23 protein-coding genes are annotated in these 24,183 nt (G+C 39.2%); 15 read left to right on the top strand and 8 right to left on the bottom strand.

Annotated elements, in window-relative coordinates; genetic code table 11:
* Nucleotides 1-27: 27 nt before the first annotated feature.
* Entirely contained in the window at nt 28-1,071 is a 1,044-nt protein-coding gene (locus H4J54_RS07885) for a type IV pilus twitching motility protein PilT (RefSeq protein ID WP_182190336.1), read from the bottom strand.
* A gap of 70 nt (nt 1,072-1,141) precedes the next feature.
* Here H4J54_RS07885 and H4J54_RS07880 point away from each other — a divergent pair, with 70 nt between their 5' ends.
* The 7 genes from H4J54_RS07880 to tadA all read left to right on the top strand — a co-directional run bounded on the left by H4J54_RS07880 (nt 1,142) and on the right by tadA (nt 6,686).
* Entirely contained in the window at nt 1,142-1,816 is a 675-nt protein-coding gene (locus H4J54_RS07880) for a YggS family pyridoxal phosphate-dependent enzyme (RefSeq protein WP_182190335.1), read from the top strand.
* A 140-nt stretch (nt 1,817-1,956) separates the two neighbouring features.
* Entirely contained in the window at nt 1,957-2,769 is an 813-nt protein-coding gene (gene proC / locus H4J54_RS07875) for a pyrroline-5-carboxylate reductase (protein WP_182190334.1), read from the top strand.
* 145 nt (nt 2,770-2,914) lie between these two features.
* Nucleotides 2,915-3,463 (top strand): YggT family protein, encoded by a 549-nt coding sequence (locus H4J54_RS07870; protein WP_182190333.1) that lies wholly within the window; start codon nt 2,915-2,917, stop codon nt 3,461-3,463.
* Between the two features lie 67 nt (nt 3,464-3,530).
* Nucleotides 3,531-3,971 (top strand): DUF4426 domain-containing protein, encoded by a 441-nt coding sequence (locus H4J54_RS07865; protein WP_182190332.1) that lies wholly within the window; start codon nt 3,531-3,533, stop codon nt 3,969-3,971.
* 348 nt (nt 3,972-4,319) lie between these two features.
* Entirely contained in the window at nt 4,320-4,919 is a 600-nt protein-coding gene (locus H4J54_RS07860; RefSeq protein ID WP_182190331.1) for an XTP/dITP diphosphatase, read from the top strand.
* A complete protein-coding gene (gene hemW, locus H4J54_RS07855) occupies nt 4,920-6,065 on the top strand; it encodes a radical SAM family heme chaperone HemW (protein WP_182190330.1) in 1,146 nt (381 codons plus the stop codon). It begins immediately after the preceding gene.
* Between the two features lie 138 nt (nt 6,066-6,203).
* Nucleotides 6,204-6,686: a tRNA adenosine(34) deaminase TadA gene (gene tadA, locus H4J54_RS07850; protein ID WP_259366938.1), complete on the top strand. Its 483-nt coding sequence runs from the start codon at nt 6,204-6,206 to the stop codon at nt 6,684-6,686.
* Between the two features lie 97 nt (nt 6,687-6,783).
* Here tadA and H4J54_RS07845 read toward each other — a convergent pair whose 3' ends face one another.
* Together H4J54_RS07845 and mltF are read right to left on the bottom strand one after the other, a co-directional pair.
* Nucleotides 6,784-7,164: a hypothetical protein gene (locus H4J54_RS07845; protein WP_182190328.1), complete on the bottom strand. Its 381-nt coding sequence runs from the start codon at nt 7,162-7,164 to the stop codon at nt 6,784-6,786.
* Nucleotides 7,165-7,992: 828 nt separating this feature from the next.
* The gene (gene mltF / locus H4J54_RS07840; protein WP_182190327.1) at nt 7,993-9,429 is read right to left on the bottom strand and encodes a membrane-bound lytic murein transglycosylase MltF; all 1,437 of its coding nucleotides are present in this window, start codon (nt 9,427-9,429) and stop codon (nt 7,993-7,995) included.
* Nucleotides 9,430-9,625: 196 nt separating this feature from the next.
* Here mltF and purL point away from each other — a divergent pair, with 196 nt between their 5' ends.
* Nucleotides 9,626-13,561 (top strand): phosphoribosylformylglycinamidine synthase, encoded by a 3,936-nt coding sequence (gene purL, locus H4J54_RS07835; RefSeq protein WP_182190326.1) that lies wholly within the window; start codon nt 9,626-9,628, stop codon nt 13,559-13,561.
* A 95-nt stretch (nt 13,562-13,656) separates the two neighbouring features.
* Here purL and H4J54_RS07830 read toward each other — a convergent pair whose 3' ends face one another.
* A complete protein-coding gene (locus H4J54_RS07830) occupies nt 13,657-14,535 on the bottom strand; it encodes a universal stress protein (protein ID WP_182190325.1) in 879 nt (292 codons plus the stop codon).
* A gap of 309 nt (nt 14,536-14,844) precedes the next feature.
* Here H4J54_RS07830 and H4J54_RS07825 point away from each other — a divergent pair, with 309 nt between their 5' ends.
* The gene (locus H4J54_RS07825; protein ID WP_182190324.1) at nt 14,845-15,120 is read left to right on the top strand and encodes a hypothetical protein; all 276 of its coding nucleotides are present in this window, start codon (nt 14,845-14,847) and stop codon (nt 15,118-15,120) included.
* Nucleotides 15,121-15,249: 129 nt separating this feature from the next.
* On the top strand, nt 15,250-15,924 hold the full coding sequence (locus tag H4J54_RS07820) for a nitroreductase family protein (RefSeq protein WP_182190323.1): 675 nt from the start codon (nt 15,250-15,252) through the stop codon (nt 15,922-15,924).
* Nucleotides 15,925-15,982: 58 nt separating this feature from the next.
* On the opposite strand, the gene H4J54_RS07815 is transcribed toward H4J54_RS07820, so the two are convergent.
* Nucleotides 15,983-16,195, bottom strand: coding sequence for a hypothetical protein (locus H4J54_RS07815; RefSeq protein WP_182190322.1), 213 nt, complete (start codon nt 16,193-16,195; stop codon nt 15,983-15,985).
* A 16-nt stretch (nt 16,196-16,211) separates the two neighbouring features.
* Nucleotides 16,212-16,562: a ribonuclease E inhibitor RraB gene (locus tag H4J54_RS07810; protein WP_182190321.1), complete on the bottom strand. Its 351-nt coding sequence runs from the start codon at nt 16,560-16,562 to the stop codon at nt 16,212-16,214.
* 197 nt (nt 16,563-16,759) lie between these two features.
* Between H4J54_RS07810 and H4J54_RS07805 the strand changes: the two genes are divergently transcribed.
* Complete coding sequence (locus H4J54_RS07805; RefSeq protein ID WP_182190320.1) at nt 16,760-17,632, top strand: RluA family pseudouridine synthase; 873 nt, start codon at nt 16,760-16,762, stop codon at nt 17,630-17,632.
* Between the two features lie 160 nt (nt 17,633-17,792).
* Here H4J54_RS07805 and dapA read toward each other — a convergent pair whose 3' ends face one another.
* Entirely contained in the window at nt 17,793-18,701 is a 909-nt protein-coding gene (dapA, locus tag H4J54_RS07800) for a 4-hydroxy-tetrahydrodipicolinate synthase (RefSeq protein WP_404851893.1), read from the bottom strand.
* A 79-nt stretch (nt 18,702-18,780) separates the two neighbouring features.
* On the bottom strand, nt 18,781-19,176 hold the full coding sequence (locus tag H4J54_RS07795; RefSeq protein WP_182190318.1) for a hypothetical protein: 396 nt from the start codon (nt 19,174-19,176) through the stop codon (nt 18,781-18,783).
* A 437-nt stretch (nt 19,177-19,613) separates the two neighbouring features.
* Between H4J54_RS07795 and H4J54_RS07790 the strand changes: the two genes are divergently transcribed.
* The 4 genes from H4J54_RS07790 (at nt 19,614) to H4J54_RS07775 (ending at nt 24,107) form a co-directional block, all read left to right on the top strand.
* On the top strand, nt 19,614-20,894 hold the full coding sequence (locus H4J54_RS07790) for a CinA family nicotinamide mononucleotide deamidase-related protein (RefSeq protein ID WP_182190317.1): 1,281 nt from the start codon (nt 19,614-19,616) through the stop codon (nt 20,892-20,894).
* Nucleotides 20,895-21,089: 195 nt separating this feature from the next.
* On the top strand, nt 21,090-21,416 hold the full coding sequence (locus tag H4J54_RS07785) for a hypothetical protein (protein ID WP_182190316.1): 327 nt from the start codon (nt 21,090-21,092) through the stop codon (nt 21,414-21,416).
* A gap of 191 nt (nt 21,417-21,607) precedes the next feature.
* Nucleotides 21,608-23,293: a DUF342 domain-containing protein gene (locus H4J54_RS07780; protein WP_182190315.1), complete on the top strand. Its 1,686-nt coding sequence runs from the start codon at nt 21,608-21,610 to the stop codon at nt 23,291-23,293.
* Between the two features lie 40 nt (nt 23,294-23,333).
* Nucleotides 23,334-24,107 carry a DUF2884 family protein gene (locus tag H4J54_RS07775; protein ID WP_182190314.1) on the top strand — a complete coding sequence of 258 codons (774 nt, stop codon included), beginning with the start codon at nt 23,334-23,336 and terminating at the stop codon, nt 24,105-24,107.
* Nucleotides 24,108-24,183: the final 76 nt, after the last annotated feature.

Here is a 24,183-nt window from a genome sequence, read left to right as displayed (position 1 = left end):
CTTTCGCTTTATTTTATACCAGCAAGACTAGTAACCATTAAATTGATTTTTATCGTACGCTGTGTCCATAGCATCTTGCCTAGTTATCATGCCTCGGTTGACCAAGTTTTGTAAACATTGATCCATCGTTTGCATGCCATGAGACATACCGGTTTGAATAGCTGAATACATTTGTGCAATTTTATCTTCACGAATAAGGTTACGAATTGCCGGCACACCCATCATAATTTCGTGTGCAGCAACACGGCCGCCACCCACTTTTTTAACCAAGTTTTGCGAGATTACCGCACGCAATGACTCAGAAAGCATTGAACGCACCATAGCTTTTTCTTCGCCCGGAAATACATCAATAATACGGTCAATCGTTTTTGGCGCTGAAGTCGTATGTAAGGTGCCAAAAACTAAATGGCCGGTTTCAGCTGCGGTCATCGCTAAACGTATGGTTTCTAAATCACGCATTTCACCCACCAGAATAACGTCAGGGTCTTCACGTAATGCCGAGCGTAATGCGGCGCTAAAACTTAAGGTATCGCGATGAACTTCGCGTTGGTTAATCAAGCATGACTGACTTTGATGCACAAATTCAATTGGGTCTTCAATAGTTAAAATATGATCGTGCTTATTTTTATTGATATAATCAACCATCGCGGCCAGCGTTGTTGATTTACCTGAGCCTGTAGGCCCAGTAACCAAGACTAAACCACGAGGAAGATCGGCTATATCTCGGAAAATATCAGGGCAACCTAAATCATCTAATGAGAGTATTTTGCTCGGGATAGTACGAAATACCGCGGCAGGGCCACGATTTTGATTAAAGGCATTGACCCTAAAACGCGCTAGATTGGGCACTTCAAAAGAAAAATCGACCTCTAAATTTTCTTCATACTCTTTGCGTTGTCTATCATTCATAATATCATAGACCAAAGCGTTAACATCTTTTTCATCAAATGCTGGTATATTTAACTTACGCACATCACCATCGACGCGAATAGACGGGGGATTTCCCGATGATAAATGTAAATCGGAAGCATTATTTTCGACACTAAATGCTAATAATTCGGTAATATCCATACAAACCTCTTAGTCTAATTTATAATTGAACTAACAACTTAATAAGTCATTGAGAACTGAAATAAACAATATGATTGCTATTAAAGATAATATTGCTGCGGTTAAACTGCAAATCGCTTCTGCTTGTCAACTTGCTCACCGCAACCCTGATGAAGTCACTTTACTGGCGGTAAGTAAAACTAAACCTATTGAAATGCTCGAACAAGCTTACCACGCAGGGCAACGAAATTTTGGCGAGAACTATGTACAAGAAGCGGTGGAAAAAATTATCGCTTTGCAAAATAAGCCAGATATAACTTGGCATTTTATTGGCCCAATTCAAACCAATAAAACCAAGTTAATCGCCAGCCATTTTTCGTGGGTACATAGCATAGACAGAATTAAAGTGGCTAAACGTCTTAACGAGCATAGGTCTGGTCAAGATACTCCGCTCAACATTTGTTTACAAGTGAATATTAGTGGCGAATTAAGTAAAGCTGGCGTATTACCCGAAGCGCTTCCTGAACTGCTGGGGGTTATCGAAACTTGTGACCATTTATGCTTGCGTGGTTTGATGGCCATTCCAGAAAAAAATGCGGCTCAGGCAAGTTTTGTTAAGATGCAGAACCTGTTCATCGAACTTAAACAGCAATACCCCACCATGGATACGTTATCAATGGGCATGTCTGCTGACCTGCAACTTGCGATTAATGCCGGCTCTACGTTAGTACGTATTGGCTCAGCAATATTTGGCGCTAGAAGCTAAGTAAATCAGTGCAAAAAAAATAATATAATAATGTTAATATAAAGGGTATCTGCCGCTAACAATAGTGGCGGTTTACTACAATATCATCCGGTGTTTGAGCCACGATTAAATATCGAATCAGTAATTCTTGAAGGAAAATTATGAAAAAAATAGCTTTTATCGGCGCAGGCAACATGAACGGCGCTATTATTTCTGGCCTTATCAATGGCGGTTTCAACCCTGAAAATATCATGGTGTCGAATCCATCGCCCGAAAAACGCTTAGCATTGCAAGCAACACATGGCATTAAGCAAACACCAGATAATATTGAAGCAACAACATTTGCTGACGTTATCGTGCTTGGCGTTAAGCCTTACCTTATTAGCGATGTATGCCAACACTTAAGTGAGCATATGGATATTACCGGTAAATGCTTTATCTCTGTTGCGGCAGGATGCACCATAAAGCAAATAGAGCAGGCGCTAAATAAACCATGCACTGTGATCAGAACCATGCCAAATACTCCTTCACAACTAGGTTTTGGCGTGTCTGGAATATATGCCAACGATCACGCTAATGACGAAGAAAGAGCATTCACTACATCGCTTATGGAATCGGTCGGTATTGTTAAATGGTTAACATCAGAACAGCAGATTGATCATATCATTGCCGTGTCAGGCTCTGCCCCTGCCTACTTCTTCTTATTTATGGAAGCTATGCAAAAACAGGCGATCGCTTATGGGTTTAGCGAACAAGATAGTCGAGATCTTGTTCAGCAAACCGCATTAGGCGCAGCTAAGATGGTGATAGAAAATCAGTTGCCGATCAGCAAACTACGTGAAAACGTCACCTCTAAAGGTGGCACAACCCAAGCGGCTCTGAGTTCTTTGATTGAAGGTGGATTAGAGTCACTGGTATCAAATGCCATGAATTGTGCTGTAGATCGTGCTAAAGAAATGGCGAAAAATGGTTAATAGTATTATTATCATCATGTTTGAGATTTTAACTGTATAAAAAATTAGTAAAGTGCTGATGTTTTTAATCTTTTAGATCTCTAATAGTCACTTGAGTCACTATTACATGATGATCAAATCCCTTCTCATAATTTTGGAGTTTTAGATGGAAGCAATTAATTACTTGCTTAAATTTGCCTTTGACACTGTACTCATGATTTTAGTATTGCGAGTGTGGTTACAATTAGTGCGCGCTGATTTTTATAATCCTTTTAGTCAATTTATTGTCAAAGTGAGTAACCCATTAGTTATTCCATTGCGCCGTGTCATCCCCAGTATTGCTGGTGTTGATTTAGCCACCATTGTTTTAGCTTATATTTTCGCCACGTTAACTTTTATCATTATTCCATTAATCAATAGTGGCCCTATTGATATCGTTTCTGCTTTGTATTTGGGCTTAATATATCTTATTAAACAAACCGGAATCTTACTGTTTATCATTATGTTGGTTATGGCGTTAATGAGCTGGGTAGTTCAAGGTTACAATCCAACACAAATGATTTTTCATCAACTGACTGCACCGGTTTTAGCACCGATTAGACGCATTATCCCCAGCATTGGTGGACTTGATTTATCTGTGCTGATCGCCTTTTTATTATTGAACGTACTTAATATTCTCTTTCGAGGTTGGATACCGTATTGGGCGATGTTGTAAGCGGTTATCTAATTTGAGATTGTCATATATACTCAACATCAACGACGTAAATAATAAGGTCATCAAAATGAAAAGTATCATCAACAAATTTGTATTAATTACTTTATTAGCACTCTCTGTTATTACCACCAGTAGCGCTGAAAACATGAAAAAAATGGATGGTCTTAATGTACATTACATTGCCTTAGGCTCTGCATTTTTAACACCTGAAATTGCTAAAGCATACGGTATTGAACGTAGCCGCTATAAAGGTTTAGTCAATATCTCAGTGCTGGATAATACCCAAGCTGGCAATCCGTCAAAAACAGTATTTATTAACGGCAAAGCTAGAAACGATGTTGGGCAAATTAAATCATTAGAATTTACCGAAGTAAAAGAAGGTGATGCGGTTTATTATCTCGCACAAGTGAGTTATACCAATGAAGAAACCATCTATTTTGATATTAATATCACAGATAAAGGCAAGCAACATAACTTAAAGTTTTCTCAAAAGTTTTATGTTGATTAATTTTATATTGACTAGCTTTATGTTGACTAGCTAAGTTCCTAATTAGACTTAACCCAAATAAACGGCAATTAATTTGCCGTTTTTTATTGCCTGCTTTTAACATAAACTAGCATTTTGAACCTGATAGCAATCTCATTAAATTATCGCCCACTTGTGCTCAGTTCTGGGTAATTGTGTCTTTGATGTTCCCTCTTTGATGCAGATTAAGGTATTATGCGCGCCATTGTTTTAATTAATTTATCGAGTCGTTTACTTATCAGTATTCTAGGTTGTAAACCGCTTGTTTAAGCTCAGCCGCTAATCAGACATTAGCTAGGCTTTTAGCTAGGAATATAAAAGGTATTTTCTATGACCACTATTGTATTAGCCACAGGTAACAAAGGTAAAGTTAACGAACTTACCAGTTTGCTAGCAACACAAAATATTGAAATTAAGCCACAAAGCGAATTCAATGTAAGTGATGTTGCAGAAACAGGCACAACCTTTGTCGAAAACGCGATTATTAAAGCTCGTCACGCGGCAAAAATTACCGGTTTACCCGCTATTGCTGATGATTCAGGTCTAGAAGTTGACGCGTTAAACGGCGCACCTGGTGTTTATTCAGCACGTTATGCCGGCGAAAATGCCAATGATGATGACAATACCACTAAGCTGCTAAGCGCCCTAGAAAACATTGCTGATGAGCAACGCAGTGCGCGTTTTCATTGTGTGCTAGTTTATATGCGCCATGAAAACGATCCAACGCCGCTTATTTGTCATGGCGTGTGGCAAGGTAGCATTAGCAGAGAAAAAATAGGTCAGCAAGGGTTTGGCTATGATCCCGTATTTTGGCAAGCTGAACATCAAATGACATCGGCACAATTACCAAGAGAGCTAAAAAACCAACTCAGCCATCGTGGCCAAGCACTACAGAAATTGGTGCCACTGCTTTTAGAAGAACTCGCTTAGATGTTAATTGCACCGCCACTTTCGCTTTATATCCACATACCTTGGTGTGTAGAAAAATGTCCCTATTGTGATTTTAATTCGCACGCATTAAAGCATGCTATTCCTGAGCAAGACTATATTTCGCAGCTGTTGCTTGATTTAGACAGTGATATTACCCGTTTCAAACTCAACAACAGGCCCTTACATTCCATTTTTATTGGCGGCGGAACACCCAGTTTGTTTTCTGCGCCCGCTATTGAGCAACTGCTAACACAAGTTCTGCAACGCTTTGAGCATAAAGTTGATATCGAAATAACCTTAGAAGCCAATCCAGGCACGGTTGAAGCAGATAAGTTCATCGGTTTTTTTAATGGTGGTGTTTCAAGATTATCGGTGGGTGTACAAAGTTTTGCTTCAGATAAGTTAATTAAGCTAGGGCGTATTCATGATAGCGAGCAAGCTAAAGTAGCGGCAAAGTTAGCTCACGAGTGTGGGGTTAAAAGTTTTAATCTTGACTTAATGCACGGCTTACCAGAGCAAACGGTCGCCCATGCACTTGATGATTTAAAAACAGCCATTAGCTTAAATCCAAGCCATATTTCTTGGTATCAATTAACCATTGAACCTAATACTGCCTTTCATTCTCGGCCACCTAAATTACCGCAAGATGAAGTACTTTGGAATATCCAAGACCAAGGCATTGCGTTATTAAACCAAGCCGGTTATCAGCAATATGAAATTTCAGCTTACAGCAAGCCTGAATTTCAATGTCAGCATAACCTTAATTACTGGAAGTTTGGTGACTATCTTGGCATTGGTTGTGGCGCACACGGCAAAATTACTGATGTTGAAAAACAAACCATTCACCGTACGGTAAAAGTAAAACATCCAAAAGGTTATTTAGATATTAGTAGAAAAGCACTGGATAAACTGCATACCGTAAGCAATGAAGAATTGCCCTTTGAATACATGATGAATCGTTTACGTTTGTTTTCAGGTTTCTCACTCGATGAGTATCAAGCGTATACTGGCTTAAGCATTAACAGTGTTTTACCGATATTATTAAAAGCCCAAGATAAAAACCTCATGGAATTTAATGGCACACATTGGTCAGTCAGCACACTTGGCCACCGCTACCTTAATGATTTATTAGAAATGTTTTTATAGCTTATGATAAAAAACACCTTAGCAGATAAACACAAGAATCAAGTCGTTAGTAAAGTAAATGATGACGGATTTTCTGACCACAGTGTTTCTGATGACAGTTTTTCTGATGACGCTTTTTCTGATGACGATCGTAAGTTTATGCGCCGCGCTATTGAACTAGCAAAAATTGCCGACAGTCATGATGAAATTCCGGTTGGCGCTGTAGTTGTTTGTGCCGGGGAAATTGTTGGCGAAGGTTTTAATCAATCGATTATGAATAATGACCCTTCAGCACATGCAGAAATGATGGCCATGCGTGATGCGGGTAAAAATTTACAAAATTATCGTCTGCTAGATTGCACCCTATACGTCACCCTTGAGCCTTGTCCAATGTGTGCTGGTTTATTGGTACACAGCCGTATCAAGCGATTAATATTTGCCAGTAACGATTTAAAAACAGGGGCTGCCGGTAGTGCTTTTTCACTAATAAACCATGAAAAACATAATCATCAAGTGGCCGTAACAGCCGGTCTTTTAGCCGATGAATGCAGTACTATGCTGTCGACTTTTTTTAAACGTCGACGAGCAGTAAAAAAAGCTGAAAAACAAGCGGCAAAAAAAGCGCTAAGAATCCCAGAATAAACGCCAATTAAAATGGCCAAATGATTATAACGAGGAAATACAGCTCAATTTGTATAAAAATACTGCACTGGGAATGTTGTGCTAGAAATCTTGCACACTACAACTGGCTTATAAGCCAAAGTTTTGCTTCTTGCACGTCAGTAAACTCTCGACGGCTTTTGAGTTCAACTAATGCCGCTTGCTCATTTTTTACAATATCAGCATAAATACGTTGGCTATAAATACTGGCTAGGGCAATATAGTTACTTTTATTTAACCATAGCAAATATTTGTTGGATATTTTATGCGCATCAGGCGTACTACCTTCATAGCCAATACAATTAAGCAATATGCCAAAGGCTTGACCATTCAAGCTTTCAACTTTAGCTTTTATTTGCTGACAAGCAGAAAGTGTTGCAATATCATTAAACGTACCTAATAAACTAATGCTTAACAAATTCCCCTCGAGTACAACTGAAAAAGTGCCGTGTTCATGCATAAGTAAAAAGACCTCATTAAATATTGATTTTCTTACGTTAAGTTTAGCTTAAATATTTTTTTTACACCAACTTAGATGCTCTTTTTGCACAGCTAAAATGTGCCCTTTGATTAATAAATGAAAAAGCCGATTGTATTTACAATACATATTTGATGATTTAAAACGATGGTGTGACTTAATGACGACTATAATAGAAATTGGTAAAATTAATCTGGGAGTGAAGCGACTGAAAAACCGACTGGAACCGCGGCAAGCACGATTGAAAGGCTAGCAAATTAATTCAAATCCAGCTCGCTATCGCTATTTAACCACGGGCGGTCGTTACTACACAGATCCAAGGCAAACTGGGTATGACGGCGATTAACTAATCTTATTTTATTACGATTTAATGTTCTTTTTCTTTGGTTACTTAATAAACTTTTTTTAATTCTCATATTTACCTCTTTGGCATGAGTATAACTAATAATATATAGACTGATAATTGTAGTGTTATACCAAGCAGATTAGCAAATGGATCACCTTCAAATTGTCTAAATAATAAATTTCTTCACTGTGCGCAATCGTGAAACTAGCTATTGCTCAACACTTTTTTTGCCTTGTTCTACTGACTTACCTCAAGCTACAAGGCTTTGCTAATGCCGTACAGCCGTGTTGTGACATAGCTGTAGGTACTTATGTTTAGTCTGGAACAAAAACATCTGAATTTAACTATTTATCCGTGTTGAATTTTTAATTCTTTATTTAATCCCTTGGGTATTACACTTAGTATTACCCACTTTTGTGACAACTTAGTGACATAACAGATAATATTCTAGTCTGCCTTAACCATTATTCTTCAGCCTCATTCACCGTTAACTCACTTTTCGCCGGCTGTTGCTTAGTCTGATTGTCTATCCAAGTTAACGTATCATAGTAACGACGAATATTCTCTACGTAATGAACAGGTTCATCACCGCGAGCATAACCATAACGGGTTTTTTTATAAAACTTCTTTTGCTTTAGGAGTGGTAAACGTTCTTTTACGTCGACCCAGCGGTCATGATCTCCACCTTGTTGTCGGGTGATTTTACGCGCATCGTTTAAGTGCCCTAAGCCAACATTATAAGACGCTAACGCGAACCAAAGTCGATCCGGTTCTGGCACTCGCGCAGGCATACGTTCAATAAGTTGTTTAATATATTTAGCACCACCACGAATACTTTGCTCTGCATCTAAGCGACTTTTTATACCCATTTGTTTTGCTGTCGGCAAGGTCAACATCATCATGCCACGCACACCGGTATAAGAACGGGCATGAGGCTCCCAATGCGACTCTTGGTAACTTATAGCCGCCAATAAGCGCCAGTCAACTCCTTGACCATATTTTTCAAATAGCGGCCTGTATTTAGGCAACTTTTTTTCAATCGCTTTGATATACATACGGGTATCGACATAATTGAACTCTTCAATGTGGCCATAATGTTTATCATTCAAGGCTAACAAAACACCGTTATGATGCACTTGACCAAAAAACTCAATTAAACTAGCAAAAATGGAATCATCGCTATTTTTATTGATCATCCAAGCTAAAGACTCTGCTTCATGGATAGTAAATCCTATACTGATTTCTGGATAATATCGGCGACTAATGGCCAAAGCATTACTATCTGCAATGGTATAGTCAATTTCATCCATAAGTACACGTAACAAAAGCTCTTCGCTATCTAACTCGCTAGTTGTCGACCATGATAGTTCAGGGTTAGATAATTTTAATTGCCCTAAACTTTCCACGTGACTAGATTGCTCTAGCACTTCTAACGTGCCGGTTAAATCAGCCAATGTACGTGGGCGAATATTACCTTGCTTGAAAACCAACTTTTGGCTGACATCATCATAACTTGGCGAAAAGTGATAATTTTTCAGGCGTTTATCTGTGACCGCTAGCCCAGCAGCCAGTAAATCGACGCTACCATTATCAAGTTGCTGAAATAACTCTTTTAAGTTGTAACTCGGCATCATTTTTAATTCGACACCTAAATATTCAGCATATTCTTGCGCAAGTTCGTATTCAAAACCTGCCGGCCCCTCGGCATCAAGATAGTAGCTAGTGTTACCATAAAGTGTGCCTACGGTTACATAGCCGCGATCAATAATACGCTGCAAATTTGCCGAGGTTTTTTGTGTTTCACAAGCAGACAAAATAAAAATACAGGGCAGTAACAACAAGGTTAACAGCTTATGTATATTAACTTTATGAGCAAATAATTTTATTTGTTTTTTTATCATAGTAGCCATTGTCACGTGAATTGAGTTATTTAAAAAGCTATTTTTTTACTGCTTAACCAGTTTTACCCTTATAAAATTAGTTTGAAATGAGACAAATCATTTCTCTAATCGCCCTGTTTCATCTATAATACGCGCGTTTTTTATGCTTAATTTCCTTAATTAATATAACCCGGTGAAATAGTCTATGTCGATGTTGATGAAAACCTTTCGCGGTGCGCCAGCACTGTCTGATTTTAGAGTAAACAAGCTATTAAATCAGTGTGCTGAGCTGCAACTGCCCGTCACGGATATCTATGCTGAATTTAGCCACTTTGCTCATATTTCAGCAGCACTAAACGTTGAAGAGTCTCAGGTTTTACAGCAACTGCTTAAGTACGGTCCGACCATAGAAGAACATGAGCCTGTCGGGCAATTTATCTTAGTAACCCCACGACCTGGCACTATTTCTCCTTGGTCATCAAAATCTACCGATATTGCCAACAACTGTGGTTTAACTAAGGTTATTCGCCTTGAACGTGGTTTAGCTTATTATGTCAATACCGAAAACGCAGCACCATTGACGACAGAGCAACAATCGACATTGAATAATTTAATTCATGATCGCATGATGGAAGCCATTTTCACCGATCTCAATGACGCTACCGCACTTTTTGCTAGTGCAGAGCCTGGTGAACTTACCAGTATTGATATTGAACACGGCGGTAAAAACGCTTTAGTTCGAGCCAATAGTGAACTCGGCCTTGCCTTAGCCGATGACGAAGTTAATTATTTATTCGAAAACTTTACTAAACTTGGCCGTAATCCCCACGATATAGAACTGTACATGTTTGCCCAAGCAAATTCAGAACATTGTCGTCATAAAATATTTAACGCCGATTGGACTATTGACGGTGTAAAACAGCCTAAATCATTATTTAAGATGATCCGCAACACGCATGAACTCAATCCTGATTTTGTCTTAAGTGCCTACAAAGATAACGCCGCGGTTATGGTCGGCAATAAAGGCGGTCGTTTCTTTCCAAATCCAGACACTAATATTTATGGTTATCACCATGAAGACATTCAAATATTAATGAAGGTTGAAACACATAACCACCCTACCGCTATTTCTCCTTATCCAGGTGCAGCAACTGGCTCAGGGGGTGAAATTCGTGACGAAGGCGCAACCGGTATCGGCTCAAAACCCAAAGCAGGTTTAGTCGGGTTTTCAGTTTCAAACTTACGTATACCCGGTTTTGAACAACCTTGGGAAACCGACTTTGGCAAGCCCAATCGTATCGTTTCAGCCTTAGATATAATGTCTGAAGGCCCATTAGGTGGCGCCGCATTTAACAACGAATTTGGTCGCCCAGCTATTTTAGGCTACTTTCGTACCTATGAAGAACAAGTTAATTCATTCAATGGCAGTGAAGTGCGTGGTTACCACAAACCTATCATGCTGGCCGGTGGCTTAGGTAATATACGTGATGAACACGTACAAAAACGTGAAATTATTGTCGGTGCTAACTTAATTGCCCTTGGCGGCCCCGCAATGAACATTGGTTTAGGTGGCGGTGCGGCTTCTTCAATGGCATCAGGTCAATCAGCTGAAAGTTTAGATTTTGCTTCTGTTCAACGTGAGAATCCTGAGATGGAACGTCGTTGCCAAGAAGTTATTGATAAGTGTTGGCAGCTAGGAGAGGAAAATCCTATTGCTTTTATTCATGATGTGGGTGCAGGCGGTTTATCTAATGCTTTCCCTGAGTTAGTCGCTGATGGCGGTCGTGGTGGTGTTTTTGAACTACGTAACGTCCCTAATGATGAACGCAGCATGGCGCCACATGAAATCTGGTGTAACGAATCTCAAGAACGTTATGTTATTGCCGTATCAGACAAAAATTTAGCGACTTTTGAACAAATATGCCACCGTGAACGTGCACCGTTTTCTGTCGTTGGTCGTGCGACCGAAGAGCTACATTTAACCGTGACTGATGCCCACTTTGCCGGTAATGATAAACTCGATACACCGATTGATTTACCGCTTGAAGTTTTATTAGGCAAAACCCCTAAAATATTCAAGGACGTGTTAACGGCAAAGGCCGCTGGCGATAATTTCTCTGTTGCTGACATCACTTTAGTTGATGCGGCAGAACGTATTTTATCGCTCCCCACGGTTGCAGAAAAAACCTTCCTCATTACCATAGGCGATCGTTCAGTAACTGGCATGGTTAATCGCGATCAAATGGTTGGCCCATGGCAAGTACCCGTGGCTGATTGTGGCGTTACCGCTTCAGCACTTGACTCTTACCACGGCGAAGCCATGTCATTAGGTGAGCGTACGCCAGTGGCATTATTAAACTTTGGCGCTTCAGCGCGTTTAGCCGTTGCTGAGTCGTTAACTAATATTGCCGGTACTGATATCGGCGATTTAAATCGCATTAAGCTTTCAGCTAACTGGATGTCGCCAGCAGGCCATCCGGGTGAAGATGCGGGTTTATATGAAGCGGTTAAAGCCATTGGTGAAGAGCTTTGTCCAGCGCTTGGCTTAACTATCCCAGTGGGTAAAGACTCGATGTCGATGAAAACCCAATGGGATGAAAACGGTGAGCAAAAATCTGTTACCTCACCAATGTCATTAATTATCACCGCTTTTGGTGTTGTTGAAGATATTCGTAAAACGGTAACGCCAGAATTACGTATAGATTTAGGCGAGACGCAACTTATTGCCATTGATTTATCAAAAGGTAAACAGCGCTTAGGGGGCTCATGTTTAGCTCAGGTTTATAAACAGTTAGGCAATGAAACGCCTGATGTTGATAGCCCTGAAACCTTAAAAGCTTTCTTCAATGCCATGCAAACCTTAGTACGTAATGAGAAACTGATCGCTTACCATGATATTTCTGATGGCGGCTTGTTCACCACTGTGGTTGAAATGGCTTTTGCTGGTCATACCGGTGTTGATATCGACTTATCTCAGTTAACATCAATATCAGGCAACGACGTTGATGTATTATTTAATGAGGAGCTTGGCGCAGTAATTCAAATTCTCGCCAGTGATGCTAATGCTATTCAGGCTGTTTTTGCTGAGTACGGTATTGCCGATTGTTGTACTGATATTGGTCGTATCAATAACGAAGATACACTCCGCTTTAGCCGTGATGGCGAAGTGGTGTTAGAAAACTCTCGTACTTATTACCGTACTACTTGGGCACAAACCACCTATAAAATGCAGTCACTGCGTGATAACCCAGAATGTGCACAGCAAGAACACTTTGTTAAATTTGATACCGAAGACCCAGGCCTAAGCGCTGACTTAAGCTTTGATATCAATGAAGATATTGTTGCACATTTAATTGCAAAAGATGCACAACAGGGTACCAATCCGCGTATAGCCATTTTACGTGAACAAGGCGTTAACTCTCATGTAGAAATGGCAGCGGCCTTTGATCGTGCAGGTTTTATTGCTATTGATGTGCATATGTCAGACATTTTATCTGGCCGTACTGATTTAGCTGACTTTAATGGTTTAGTGGCTTGTGGTGGTTTCTCTTACGGTGATGTATTAGGCGCTGGTGAAGGTTGGGCAAAATCAATCTTGTTCAACAAAGAGGCCAAAGCCATGTTCAAAACATTCTTTGAACGTGAAAATACTTTCTCATTAGGTGTGTGTAACGGCTGTCAAATGTTGTCAAACCTGAAAGAAATTATTCCGGGTGCAGCCGCATGGCCTCGCTTTGTACAAAACCAGTCAGAGCGCTTTGAAGCGCGCTTTAGTTTAGTTGAAATACAACCAACGCCATCTATCTTCTTTGATGGTATGGCTGGCTCTCGCATGCCTATCGCTGTATCACACGGTGAAGGTCGAGCAGAATTTAGTTCTGATGACGCGATTGATAGCGCAAATGAATCTGGTACAGTTGCTATGCGTTATGTCGATAACTATGGTCAGATCACTGAAACTTATCCGGCAAACCCTAACGGTTCACCAGACGGTATTACGGCATTAACCACCACTGATGGTCGTGTAACTATTATGATGCCACACCCTGAACGCGTATTTCGCACCGTAGCTAACTCATGGCACCCTGATGAATGGCAAGAAGATTCGCCTTGGGTACGTATGTTCCGCAACGCGCGTAGGTTTATTGCTTAAGTCGAGGTTCTTTGCTTAAGTCGACAACCTCAGTATAAAAATATAAGCATAAAAAAGCGCCTTAGTGGCGCTTTTTTTATGCCTCTTAATAAGTACTATTGTTCATTACACCTATTAGCTTTTAAAATCAGGGCATCACAAGCTAAGCCATCAACAACATACTCGCAAGCGTGACCTTTAAGTAAATCGATTAAACCATGATGCTCACCGGCCCCTAGGGTAACAATATTCGCATGATGTTTTTTAGCTTGATGTGGAATAACATACTCAGGTAATCCCGGTTCAACGTGTATCTGCTCTGGTGGTAAACCGTAGCGCAATGCTGAGTCTTGTAAGTGACGCCAATGCTGTTGTAATGGCTCTTCAACACCTTCGGCAAGTAGTTGGTCAGCCAATGAAATACTGGGTTGTTCTTGATAACAGTTGAGCAAATGCACTTCGCTATTTAATAGTCTAGCCAAGTACTGACTTTCATCTATCATAAAATGGTTTAGCTGTTGGTGTTTTTCAGTTAACTCTTCTGTTTCTAGCGCCGCGAGAATCTTGCCTCTGTCTGGCCATTGTGTTTCACCAACGAGCAAGAGGTTTGTCTCACCTTCGCGCAATAAATAATAATTATCAGACCAAGATAACCCCCACTGAAAATGTGCTGAATGAATATCCTTAATCAGCAAATCATAAGCATGTTCGGTAATTTCAGCGAGTATATCTTGGTGAGAAAACGGAGCTGCACAATATTTTATATTGATATCAATGTTAAGTTTTGATACTTGATAGCCATTTAGCATGGCTAAATCAGCTGTTTTTTGTTGATAAATCAGCTCAAGATGCTGCTCTATTTCCTTATCTTGATTATTGGCAATAATCGTTAAACTTGCCTTGGCATGTTGCGCAAGCGTCAGCGCTTTGTGCAGTAATGTTTGATTTAGGCCAATGTCTTCAGCAATCACTAAAATATTTTTAAAGTTTTTCATGTTAAAACCTTATTTATCCCTAAGGAGTTAATGAATAATTTTAGCCCATTTAAATTTCTGTGTTGATAATTATACTGTCTAACACAAGTGGCTTTTTATTGATTTTACTGCCCTTGTAAGCATTAAAAAATAAAACCTCATAAGCTATTGAAATAAAAAATTTAAACCTCGTACTAAAAAAAGGAGATGACTTTATAAGCTTCACTTCTTTGATATATTATTTTTGAATATAAATTGACTTATATATTCCTGTTTAGTTAATTATACTCATTTATGAATTATTAACTTTGTATATAAGAAAATCATCCTTTGAAAAAAGTCACATCGATAAATCCGCTCTATCTAGAGAAAGCGCTAATGGCAACATACATCTGGTTACGCATAACCTTAAGCTATTGCGTTGTAGGTGCTGTTATCACCACACTCTTGTCTGCTTATATTCAAACGGTGAGTTTACCCACCATCAGCTTAATTATGACCCTATTCCTTTTCATTGGCGTGTATAATGCTGAAGTTACCCGTCGTTATACTGGCCTCAACAGCTATTTGATTAAGTTATCTCATCAAAAACACCACGATCTTTAAACCACTGCCCTCGCCCTAATATATCCAGCGACTCCTCGCTCATTTAAAATATATTATGCTGACATAAGCTTGCCTTTTGATAAGTTTTATCGATAAGCTATAAAAAATATTGATCAGAGAAGTTAGTTTATGAAGGCCCATAACTCATCGCCTTTAAGCGATTATATTGAATACACCCCTGACGAAATGTTACAGCGCTCGGCTGAATTTTATGAAAATATTAAACGCCGCCACAGTATTCGCAGTTTTAGTGATCGCTTAGTGGCAAAACAGATCATTGAAAACTGTATAAAAGCAGCAGGAACAGCGCCAAGTGGCGCTAATCATCAGCCATGGCATTTTGTTGCAATCAACAATATTGACGTTAAAAAGCAAATACGCCAGCAAGCTGAGATTCACGAAAGTAATTTCTATCAGGGCCGAGCCAGTGAGGAATGGTTAGACGCGTTAAAGCCTTTAGGTACCGATGCTAAAAAGCCTTACCTAGAACATGCGCCATGGTTAATTGCGGTTTTCAGTGAGAAAAAAGGCGGGGTTGCTACAGCAGATAAAAACACCAATTATTATGTACATGAGTCAGTGGGTATCGCCACCGGTTTTTTAATTAATGCTTTACACTCAAGCGGCCTAGTCACCTTAACCCATACCCCAAAACCCATGTCATTTTTAAGTAAAATTTGTGGTCGTGATGATAATAGCCGGCCTTATATGCTGCTTATTGTTGGTTATCCAAGTGAAGACGCGACCATTCCAGATCACGCAACAACAAAAAAAGCGCTTGCAGATATCGCAACATTCTTATAGCAAATAAAACATAACGAGCTAGGTCAAACCTACGAGCTAAGAAAAATCACTTAACTCCTTATATAACAAAGTCTAAAGCGATATTCGTGCAACCTTTAGCACAAAATAAACCTGTGGTTTTTTTGTCTTCAGGCAAAGTAACTCTGATAAATGTTCCGCATTGCTTACATGCCACATCTCGTCCGGCTAGCACTTTTTTTATCAAGGCTTTTTGATCATTAAATGATTTGGCACTGACACTTTTTAGACGATCAAACTGCTGTTCATCCATAAAAAATTCTCAACCTTTAGGTTTTACTAGCATCAACACAATACCAGCCGTCATACTGGCCAGAAAAGGGAGTCGCGCTGGTCATTAGTAGCTCTTGATAAGCGGCTATATTTTCATAACTCGCTGACATAAAAGGATAAGCGGTAATTTCCCAAGGAAGGTTGTCATCACCTTCGTAAGGACAAAAAGATAATTTTTGATTGTTTTCTAACAGTAACTGACCAAATTTTAAGGCTTGGTCTTGGTTTGAGAAAATGGTGGAAAATTCAAACTCGCGTTCAATAGTTAAATCATCACCGCTATTTAACATCTCCCATAGTGCATTACCGACATTATCGAGTGGAAATAATTCTTCGTTACGTTGCATAGCTTGTGCTCATATTAGTTTTACTGTTGCGGGTATTTTATCTTTCTCTGACGTTAAAAACCAAGGGCAATTACACTTAATTAAACATATTTATAGTCAATATTCCCTTGCAGCAATAATAAGTTGCTTTTAGCCATGCCAATTATCGGAAAAAATTTGTTAAACTAAGCATTAATCATTAATTGAGTAGATTTATTTTGAAAAAATTTGAATGCCATATCAATATTGATCGCGCGATAAATATCGTTGAAGCACTGCAAATTCAATGTGACTTAAGCGTCGGTGAAATAAAAAAAGCGATTGATAAAGGCGCATTATGGCATAGCCGCGGTAAAACAACACAACGCTGCCGTCGCCTGAAAAAAAAATTACATATCGAAGATAAACTACATTTTTATTATGACCTAGATGTTTTATCTCAAACACCGACACCGGCAATATTAATCGCCGACTTAAGTGATTACAGTGTTTGGTATAAACCTTACGGTATGTTGTCTCAGGGTTCGAAGTGGAGTGACCACTGCACAGTAACGCGCTGGGCACAAAAAAACTTGCTTCCTGAACGGCCAGTTTTCCCCGTACATCGTCTTGACCGTGCCGCTACTGGCTTAATTTTAGTTGCTCACAGTAAAAGTGCCGCACGGGCATTAAGCATGATGTTTGAGCAAAACCAAGTAGAAAAAACCTATCATATTATTGTTCATGGCGATCACCAGCAGCGCCCGCAACCTGACACTATTGACTTGGCTATTGATGATAAAAGCGCTCGCAGTCATTTTCGTTGCCTTGAACATCACCAAGCAAGCAATTTATCTTTACTGCAAGTTAACATTGAGTCTGGCCGCAAGCATCAAATACGCATTCACGCCGCTAGTATCGGCTTGCCCGTGGTTGGCGACCGACTGCATGGCAAGGCAGCAGAGCTGAATCAACTCAAGGACTCTGATGACCCAGTAGATTTGCAACTTTGCGCCGTACAGCTCAAATTTATCTGTCCAACAAACAAAACTGAGCAGCACTTTTCTCTACCGATTGAACTTCACCCGCAATTAGCAAAATTGATCGATTAGCAGCGAGTTCAAGTAAATTTAGCTGACTTGTAACTTACCTTTAGTTTACTTTTAATTTGGTTATAGCCTTAGAAACAAAAACAGCGAGCATAAGCTCACTGTTTTTTCATTTTTAGGACCTTGTTAAGTTATAAACTTAACGCTTTAGGTGTTAGGTGTTTTAACAACAATATTGAAAGTCATCATCTGCCATTAACATCAGTTTATTACCAACAAGTTCATCCTTAGCAATCTTGGCAAGTACGGCTAGACCTTGTTCACGCTGAACTTTAGTTAATGCTTTATAAGGCATTCTGAAAATAGGCGCTACAGCACCTGTCATCATGAGTGCAGTATTAATACCAATGGGGTTCGGTTCACAAAAAAGCCATTGCATTAACGGCTGCATAGTTTGCTGTAAACTGTCGTTTGGCGCGTCGATTAATTGTCTCATTAAGTTAGGAACAATATTAGAAGTGACCGAAATAACACCATGAGAGCCATACTGATGGCGCCCAGCGGCACTTTCATCATCATTACCTGACCAGCAAGCAATGCCTCGCTCTTCATAATAGGCAATGCGCTCATTACCGGTACATTCTTTAACACCGATAAAGTTTTTATGTTTTGATAATGGCTCAATTAAGGCGGGCGTTAGATCCTGACCGGTACGGCTTGGCACGTTGTAAATAAAAGCAGGGCCAATATCAAGCAATTTTTCAAAATGCGCTATGACACCTTCAGATGAGCTGCGACCATAATAGGGATTAATTTGCAGTGTTGCATCCATACCGGCAGCAAAACCATATTGTGTCGCTTTAATAGCTTCTCGAGTGTTGTTACTACCGGTATTACCGATAATAAGTAAATCTTTACCATGTTTGTGAACACTATGAGCAATAAGGATTAAATGTTCTTCCCAAGTAAGCAAGTGTCCTTCACCTGTAGTACCGCCAACAACAATGCCATCAACACCGGCTTTAATTTGTTTAGCGACCAATTGATCATAAGTATTAAAATCTATCTCGCCTTTGACATTAAATGGTGTTTTGATTGCCGTGATTAAACTGGCTGCTTTAAATTGCTTCATCCGAACTCTCAAAAAAATGATAAATGGAAACTGATAACAAGAAGACGATACTTTTGCCCTTGTATTAGTTTAAATAAGTTTAACTTAAGGCAATATTATCAATAACTCGGCGTAGGATAAACACTTCATTACTTAAGATGTGTTGATATTCAAAAATTTGGCTATTTAAGGTCAGTACGCGATAAGCATGATAATTATCATCATGCTCTAAGTCCGCCGCATAATGTTCATCATTGACGAATTCACTCTTACTAATGGTAAAGTGAATATCGCCTACTAAACCCCAATCACCTGATTCTACCGATTGTTCTGAAACCGTGCCATGGTCGTCATGCTGCATAAAAGTAAACTCGTAACGGCCATCAGCTGAAATTTCTGCAAACTCGGTAAACATGTAACCTTCGTCATCTCGTTCGCTGCGATACCATTTACCAAACAAAAGTGTTCGATGGTACGACTGTATTTTTTGGGTCATATTATAAAAAGTCTTATTAATTCATAGTGATACAGCCAAGCCACTTCAAGCTGCAGGCTTGGGTATTGGACTAAAGTTTTTCTGGTATTCAACAATTTCGCTAGTGTTGCAACCATAGTGTATTTCTGCTTTATGTTAGTACGGCTTGACTATTTTCACTTCAGCATTACTCTCATCAAGATTACCATATAATAGAGGCTTTAGCCTCTATGTTAGTCAGAGTGATAGTGACAGATTAAATAACCACAAGATAAAAAATACACTTAATAACCTCTGTACTTTGGTTTTTCTCTACTATTCGCTCATTTTGCTTTATATTTATTATATCTAATGAAAATACGGTAATCCTGTGAAATAAACCCAGCTAAATTTACAGCGCAATTTAGCCACTTTTTCGCTAACATGAAAGCCATATTACAATTGAATTTTGGCGCTATATGACTACTCAGGTAAATATACTATTAACCGGTAACGAATTGATGAATGGCGATGTTATTGATACAAACTCAGTGATGTTTGCACAACAGCTCAATGACATTGGCTTAACTATCAATAAAAAAGTAACTATTGCAGATGAGCTAGCCCTTTTACGTGCAGAAATAGTTCAACTTAGTCAAACAGCAGATGTACTGCTCATTAATGGTGGCCTTGGCCCAACGATTGATGATCTTACATCACAAGCACTCGCACAAGCTTGCTGTGTTGACTTACACCTTGACCCACAAGCACATTTACACTTAAAAAAATGGGCCAAGCGCAGAAACACTCAACTCAATCAACCTAATTTAAAACAAGCTTACTTACCCTTAGGCAGTGAAATTGTTGATAATGCCACTGGCAGCGCTGTCGGTATTCGTATTCAATTAGGCCAGTGTCTGATTATTTGTACCCCTGGGGTGCCAAGCGAATTAAGCCACATGCTAAAAGATGAGATTATTCCTAGCTTGCAGCAATTATTTCCAATAACAAACAAACAAAACCTCATCCGTTTGCAGACTTTTGGTATGGGTGAGTCAACATTACAGGCACTGGTCAATGACAAACTCCCCGACTGGCCTAATGAAATAGCGATTGGTTTTCGCGCAGCGATGCCATTGCTTGAAGTGAAATTAAGCGTTCAATGCCCAAAAGGTAAAGAGCTATTAGCGCAATGGCAGCATAAACTGAGTAACTTGTTAGGCAGTCATATTCTCACAACAGGTAAAAGTAACCATGTAACAGTCGCTGATTACCTTGTCCCCTTACTCATTAAGTCACAACAAAAAATTACCCTTGCAGAATCTTGTACTGGCGGACTAATTGCCAGTCAAATAACCGCTATAGCTGGCGCTTCAGCAGTTTTTGAAGCCGGTTTTGTTACCTATTCTAATAAGATGAAAAGTATCATGCTTGATGTGCCAGCGGCGACTTTAGTTAGCCAGGGCGCAGTTAGCAAGGCAACAGTGTTAGCCATGGCCAAAGGAGCTTTAGCTAAGTCGAATGCCGATTATGTCATCGCTGTTTCCGGCATAGCAGGGCCAGATGGTGCTACAGAAGATAAACCTGTCGGCTCGGTCTGGATAGCTTGGGGTAACAAACAAGCGTTACAGGCGAAGTATTATTGTATCCCTGTCGCTAGACAACATTTTCAGCAGGTGGTTGCGGCTCGCAGTTTAGATTTAATTCGAAGGATGTTAATAAATAGTCAAGATGAACCATACTACGACCGTATAAGTTAATCTTAAGGCAAATTGAGGTAAACGAGCGGTTTTATATTGCTTACTGATTCAAATCTTTATATATTTAGAGCCATTAAATTTAATATTATTGAAAGCTGATCTTGATATAAAAATAATAAATTTCAACATTAGCTGCAAAATTTGCTTTGACAACAAGTTAAAGTACCAAGTCACTCATTATCATAGGGGAGTACTTTGAACGATAAAAACTTTAGAGTCAGTGGCCGTAACACTATCATTCATAAAAATAAAAAAATTGATTTACTTTTGGTTAACGGTGATCATCCAGTGATAATAATAAGCCATACAGGTATTGATTTATATAAAGGTGTTATACCAGAGAAACGCATTGATGCAAAACGAGCCCATCAAGAACTTATTGATGTGAGTAAACCTGACGTGTTTGGCCAAGAAAAAACGTTAGTGTTTATCGAGGCATTAGACAATAAAGAATATAAATTAGATTATTCAAAAATAAACACCGCAAGTTTTATTAAAGTTCATCAAGAGAATTATATTTAGGGAATAATAAATTTTATAAAATAATGGAGTGATAGGCTTGTGAGCAAGGTAAGTTCACCAAGAGAATTATATTCAGGAAATAATAAATTTTATAAAATAATGGAATGATAGGCTTGTGAGCAAGGTAAGTTCATCAAGAGAATTATATTCAGGGAATAATAAATTTTATAAAATAATGGAGTGATAGGCTTGTGAGCAAGGTAAGTTTAGTAATTAACGATGTCAATAACATCGACCTAGTGTTGTCTCCTATAAAAACGAAGACCCCCCTAACGGAAGCTGATATACATGAGCTAATTAATAACTCTCAATACAGTCATTTATATGTTGTTGAAGCTAATATTAAAAATGCCATCGCTGAACTAGAAAGTATTTTAAAAACGTTAAAAGAAAATCATACTGGCCGTGAAATAAAATACCAAATACTTGAGCGGCGCGATGCTACCTTTTTAATTGAAGTTGCTGACGACAAGATGTCAGCTTCAGCAGAAATTACAGCCGCGCTTGGTGGCCAACACATGAGCGCAAAAGCAATACTTGATGCTGCTCAAGCCGCTAAGGTTTATAAAGGTTTTAATAAAGAACAATTAATAACACTTGCCAAACGGGCAGCTAAAGCGCCAGCCGGTTCTATGGTAAAGTGTGAAATAGCATACGGAAAATTACCGACTGAGGGTGAAAGTTCCTATATAAAATTCTTAGTAGAGAGTGCACAAGATAGAATATTAAAACCAAAAAAACGTGATGATGGTACTGTAGATATGCGTGATCTTGGCGATATTATCTGTGTAAAAGTAGGTGATCCTCTCGCTAAAAAAATCCCACTGACTAATGGTATTCCAGGCTATACCGTCACCGGCGATATATTAGACTCTTCACCTGGTACAGATATTGAAATGTCGATTGGTGAAGGAACCGCTTTAAGCCCAACAAACAGCAGCATGTTAGTTTCTACCTTGGTTGGTCTCCCTCGTATTATTGAAAACGGTATGGAGGTTGACAGTGTTTACCATCTTAAAAATGTTGATGTCGGTACTGGCCATGTTAAATTTAAAGGTAGTGTCATTATAGATGGTGACATTGGTGAGGGCATGAAAGTAGTGGCTACAGGTGACATTTCAATTGGGGGTTTTGTTGAATCCGCTTCGCTAGATGCTGGTGGAGATATAACTATTGGCAAAGGTATTATTGGTAAAAAACAAGAAGTTGAATCAGTCGATATTTCTAAAATCAACTTAAGTGCTCATATTAAAGCCAGCGGTAAGGTTTTTGCCAAATATTGCCAATACGCCGATATCACCTGTGACTCATTACGAATTGAAAATCAAATAATGCATAGTATAGTAAAGGTTAATAAAACGGTGTGGGTTGGTCGTGAAGAAAAAGCCAACGGTAAACTTATTGCTGGCTATATTAGTGCAGGCCAGTCGGTACATGCAGGTACAATAGGTGCAACGGCCGGCAGTATGACCATGATAACTTTTGCCGATAGAATGCACGAATGCTTAGCTAAAATTGTAGAAATGGATCAAGCTGTAAAAGCTGAGTCGGATACCCTTTTAGGGCTAAAAGATGCAGTGATTAAACTAAAAAAACGCCCAAAAGATAAAGCAAAAGCAGAAATTTTGACGAAAGTTATCTCCACTTACCGCTATCATACGAAAAAAATGGCTGAGTTTAGCGCTGACAAAGAGTCATATAAAGAGAAACTGCACGAATATATGACCAGTGGTTCTGTTGAAGCCAGCGAAAAAGTGTATCCTGGTGTACAAGTTATCATTGGTGAATGTCACGATAAAACTCGCCGTGAATATGGCCCAAGTCGATTCATTTACAAAGACCAAAAAGTTCATATAGAACCACTTGTTTCAATATAATAATATCCGCTACAAATCCGATATAATATGGAGTTTTGCTATGGCATTTATAGCCCGCAGCTTACTAATTACCTGCTTGTGTATGAGCGCAGCAAACGCCCAGCAATGCGATATTAATTTTAATTATGGTGTTATTATCGATCCTGCTCACCTGCGTATTGTCAATCAGGGTCAAACTTATGTACAAATCAATGGTCAACATCAGCTTTTTGTCTATGGCCGTGAAATTGCGCTTAACAAGGCACAAAAAAGTCAATTGAGTGAGTATACCCGCGGCATTAGATCACAAGTGCCTGCGATCGTTTCAATCGCTATAGAAGGTGTTGAGCTCGGACTAAAAGCGGTCAATAAAGTGATCAGCAGCTTAACTGGTGAAAACAGTGCTACACATCAACAGTTCCAAGAAAAGTTTGATGAGATGAAATCGCGACTACGCACTCGCTTTAACCATAGTGATGAAAGCTACTATATTGCGCCACAAGATTTCGATGATTTTGATGAGATTTTTACGGGTGAATTTAAAAAAGAAATCGAAACTATTGTGACCAACTCTGTCGGTAACATTTTAGTCGCTGTGGGTGAAGCAATAACCCATAAAGAAAAACAAAGTACCGAACAACGCATTGAAACTTTTGACCAACGCATTGAATCACTGGGTAATGATATAAAAATCGATATAAGTAACCAAGCCAATACGTTAGAAAATAAAGCGGCAATTATTTGTGCAAGCTTACTAAAACTTGATCAGATAGAAAACAAGCTGCAATTAGAAATACCAGCCTTGGCAGAATTCAATTTGATAGTAACTCATTAAGCAACTGTATTTACAGCGCTCCTCACTATGCCATTGAAAAAAGCGCTAAAGTAAGCTTTATAATTGTAAAGCCCAT

This window comes from Colwellia sp. MB3u-8 (assembly GCF_014076985.1).
Taxonomy (GTDB): domain Bacteria; phylum Pseudomonadota; class Gammaproteobacteria; order Enterobacterales; family Alteromonadaceae; genus Cognaticolwellia.
This window is presented reverse-complemented; position numbering and strand designations above follow the sequence as displayed.